This is a genomic window from uncultured Vibrio sp., from assembly GCF_947488985.1.
Classification (GTDB): domain Bacteria; phylum Pseudomonadota; class Gammaproteobacteria; order Enterobacterales; family Vibrionaceae; genus Vibrio.
The window spans coordinates 1-1,040 of record NZ_CANLBV010000233.1 but is presented as its reverse complement, the minus strand read 5'-3'; the positions used below and the strand labels follow the sequence as shown (position 1 = coordinate 1,040).

The window sequence follows — 1,040 nt, the reverse complement described above, 5'->3', positions numbered from 1 at the left end:
AGTGATTTTACGGCAATCGGCCAATTGGTGACCGAAGCCCGAAACCTACTAGACAGCATCAAGGGCGGTGCTATTCGCACGATGCAGAATAGTTTTGATAGTGCCATGAACGGCTTTACCAGTACGTTTAATTCCAAACTGACTGGTTATCAAGGGCAAATGAATCTTGTGACTAAGTCAGTAATGGAAGTGATCAACGGGGTGAACGTTTATCACGTTGCAGGAAAGAAGATGTACACCATTAAACACACTGTTAATCATGGTGGTTATAAGGAAGGTGCAAACCTAGACCCTGATTATCCGAACGTAGCTGATCCAACAATCCCACCTACCTATTTCAATTTAATTGAATTTGTAGGTGAAAGATATGACAGCAATGACTTGTTTAGAGTTGAGTTTTATCAGACTCACCGAGGTATGAACGATGAGTCTTATGTAGAGCACTTTGTTTTTACTGGGTCGAGTTCAGATGATTCAGTTTCTGGTTATCTTGAAGTAAAAAAAACAACAGCTCGCGGTGGCATTTGTTTGTTTATATCTCAACCTAGCGGTGATCGCGAAATTCCAATCACCAAAGATATGGAGGGGGAGATTATTCCTATTAGTCTTCGTGATATCAATCAGATTTATGGCTCTGGAGTTGCTCGTATGACATTGAAAGTAGACACCCGACATCAAGCGGGAGCAACTCGTCGTTTTTGTCTTAATGGTGAATACACATCTAGTAAAGGCCAACCTCCTGTCTCGCTAGTTAACGACCAACCTGTTAATTGGAGAAACTAATTATGGATCAAATTACTCAAGAATTTACAGATAGCGAACTCGTTACTATGACTCGCTGGACGGAAGTTCGTGCAATTCGTGATGCCAAATTAAAGGCTGCGGATAAACTTCTCGAAACCGCCCTTGATAATGGTGTTGACGAAATACCATTCCGTCAATATCGCCAAGCTCTACGCGATATCCCTCAAACCTACACAAATCCGGAAGATGTGGTATGGCCTCAAAAACCATCATTGCCGCAAGCGTCTGCATAATTG

2 protein-coding genes are annotated in these 1,040 nt (G+C 42.1%); both read left to right on the top strand.

Annotation, left to right across the window (positions count from 1 at the left end):
* The coding region (locus Q1A70_RS20030) for a hypothetical protein (protein WP_299695792.1) at positions 1 to 783 on the top strand (783 nt) is incomplete at its 5' end.
* Positions 784 to 830: 47 nt separating this feature from the next.
* The gene (locus Q1A70_RS20025; RefSeq protein ID WP_299695794.1) at positions 831 to 1,037 is read left to right on the top strand and encodes a phage tail assembly chaperone; all 207 of its coding nucleotides are present in this window, start codon (positions 831 to 833) and stop codon (positions 1,035 to 1,037) included.
* Positions 1,038 to 1,040: the final 3 nt, after the last annotated feature.